We start from the raw sequence: 3,072 nt of genomic DNA, 5'->3' as shown, positions 1-3,072 counted from the left end.
CTCGACGGACGCAAAACCACCGAAATACGCCCTATCTGGAGCGAAGTGGATTTCGTACCCGGCCCCCACGGATCAGCACTCTTCACCCGTGGTGAAACTCAATCGCTCACCACCGTCACACTGGGTACGAAGCTGGACGAGAAGATGATCGACGATGCCCTCGTACACAGCACCGACCGCTTCCTGCTGCATTACAACTTTCCTCCCTTCTCCACCGGCGAAGCACGTCCGCAACGCGGCACAGGCCGTCGCGAGATCGGCCACGGAAACCTGGCACACCGTGCCCTCAAAAGGATGATCCCACAGGGATACCCTTACGTGGTACGCGTAGTATCGGACATCCTGGAATCGAACGGTTCCTCTTCCATGGCAACAGTCTGCGCAGGAACACTCGCGCTGATGGATGCCGGGGTGAAAATCAAAAAACCGGTCAGCGGCATCGCCATGGGACTGATCTCCGAAAACAAGGGACAGAACTTTGCCATCCTCTCCGACATCCTCGGCGATGAAGATCACCTGGGCGACATGGACTTCAAGGTGTGCGGCACCAAAGACGGAATCACTGCCACACAAATGGATATCAAGGTGGACGGACTCTCCTTCGAAATTTTGGAGAAAGCATTGGCACAAGCCAAAGCGGGACGCGAACACATCATGGGTAAAATGATGGAAACACTCTCCGAACCGCGTGCCGACCTGAAACCGCATGCTCCGCGCATTGAAGTGATCGAGATTCCGAAAGACTACATCGGCGCGGTGATCGGACCGGGTGGAAAAATAATCCAGGGTATCCAGGAAGAGACCGGCGCAACCATCACCATTGAGGAGATCGACAACAAGGGACGGGTAGAGGTGTCTGCCACCAACAAGGCTTCCATCGATGCCGCCATGAACAAGATCAAAGGCATCGTGGCGGTTCCCGAAGTGGGCGAGGTGTACGAAGCTACTGTACGCTCGGTAATGCCCTACGGCGCTTTCTGCGAATTCCTTCCCGGAAAAGACGGACTGCTCCACATCTCCGAAATAGACTGGAAACGTCTGGAAAAGGTGGAAGATGCCGGCATCAAAGAGGGCGACAAGATTCAGGTGAAGCTGATCGACATTGACCCCAGGACAGGGAAATTCAAATTATCACGCAAAGTGTTGATGCCCCGCCCTCCCAAAGAGGATAGCCCCCGCGGTTAACATCCACACAGACCGGAAAAACAAATACCGGCTGCAATCAATACTCTTAAAAAAAGCGAACCAAAAAGTTCGCTTTTTTTATTCCTCTCACTCACTTCAGCCAAAACACCACCTCAACCAGAATCGAAGCCAAACCCATGACCAAACGAACATAGAATCATTCTAATTAGTTGTAATTACTGCTTTCAACTCATTATTTTTGTAATTTTGTAAACCTAAACGCCGTTTTTGTAATAAAACGAAACAATTGACGCAAATCTCTGCAAAAGCAGGTTATCCTGATTATGAACAAACAATTGCTACTGGGTGCCGAGGCCATTGCACAGGCCGCATTGGATGCAGGAATATCGGGCGTATATGCCTATCCTGGCACACCCTCGACCGAAATTACCGAATACATACAAAAATCGCCGCAAGCGAAAGGATCAAACGTCCGTTCGGCATGGGCTACAAACGAAAAGACAGCTTACGAAGCTGCCCTGGGCATGTCGTACGCCGGCAAACGCAGCCTGGTCTGCATGAAACACGTGGGACTGAATGTGGCTGCTGATGCGTTTATGAACTCATCCATCACCGGTATTCACGGGGGACTGGTGCTGGTGGTGGCCGATGACCCCTCCATGCACTCCTCTCAAAATGAACAGGACAGCCGCGTCTATGGCAAATTTGCCATGATCCCGGTGCTGGAACCTGCCAACCAGCAGGAGACCTACCGCATAACACGGCATGCTTTTGACCTCTCTGAGCAAACCGGACTACCCGTGCTGCTTCGCATACCTACCCGCTTGTCTCACTCCCGGGCAGTTGTAACCCGGAGCGAACCGAGAGAACAAAACAGGCTGACTCCCTCGGAGGAAAAAGGAAAATGGATCCTGCTGCCGGCAAATGCACGAAGAAATTATCAACAGTTGCTACAGAAACAGCAGACGCTGGTTTCACTGTCGGAGTCATCTCCCTACAACGGGGTGACAGAAGGGGAGGGGAAAAGGGCAGTGATTGCCTTCGGCATTGGTTACAATTACACAATGGAGGTCATCAGCACCTACCGGCTGAATATGCCCGTACTGAAAATATCGCAATACCCTCTGCCGGAAAAGACGCTGAATGAGTTTGCGGACAAATACGAAGAGATCCTGATTGTGGAGGAAGGATACCCGGTGTACGAGGAGCTGATGAGGGGCTATTTCGGCAACGACAAAATACAGGGACGACTGAACGGGGCACTGCCGCGAACGGGAGAACTCTCTCCCAACCTGCTGGAAAAGGCACTCGGTGTGACAACAAAAGAGCCGAACAACATTCCCCCAATAGTCGCACCCCGTCCGCCCATGCTTTGCCAGGGATGTAGCCACCGCGACCTGTTCGACGCAATTAACCTGGCAATGGAAGCTTATCCGCAGAAACAGGTGTTTGGCGATATCGGCTGCTACACGCTGGGAGCCCTGCCTCCCTACAGCACCATCAGCACCTGCGTGGACATGGGTGCCTCCATCACCATGGCAAAAGGAGCTGCCGACGCAGGGATGAAGCCGGCCGTATGCGTGATCGGCGACTCAACCTTCACCCATTCGGGCATGACGGGACTTTTGGATGCGGTAAATGACCAGTCACCAATCACCGTGATCATCTCCGACAACGATACCACCGCCATGACGGGGGGACAGGATTCGGCCGGCACCGGCAGGTTCTTCGATCTATGCAAAGGAATCGGCGTAGAAGAAGATCACATCAGACTGATGGTGCCCCTGAAAAAGAACCTGGATGAAAATGTGGAAATCCTGAAAGAAGAGTTCGATTATAACGGCGTCTCGGTGATCATCTCACAGCGGGAATGCGTACAAACCTTAGGAAAAAAAATATGCAAAAAAACATCATTATAGCCGGCGT

The 3,072-nt window shown here is 52.4% G+C and carries 2 protein-coding genes; both read left to right on the top strand.

Annotation, left to right across the window (positions count from 1 at the left end; all coding sequences use genetic code 11):
• The coding region (gene pnp, locus B3Z75_RS12610) for a polyribonucleotide nucleotidyltransferase (protein WP_294072299.1) at nucleotides 1–1,185 on the top strand (1,185 nt) is incomplete at its 5' end.
• 284 nt (nucleotides 1,186–1,469) lie between these two features.
• Entirely contained in the window at nucleotides 1,470–3,065 is a 1,596-nt protein-coding gene (locus B3Z75_RS12605) for a thiamine pyrophosphate-dependent enzyme (RefSeq protein ID WP_294072296.1), read from the top strand.
• Nucleotides 3,066–3,072 lie beyond the last annotated feature (7 nt).

Source organism: Proteiniphilum sp. UBA1028 (assembly GCF_002316955.1).
Classification (GTDB): Bacteria; Bacteroidota; Bacteroidia; order Bacteroidales; family Dysgonomonadaceae; genus Proteiniphilum.
Note: the sequence above shows the minus strand (reverse complement) of the source record. Positions and strands in the feature narration are given on the sequence as shown.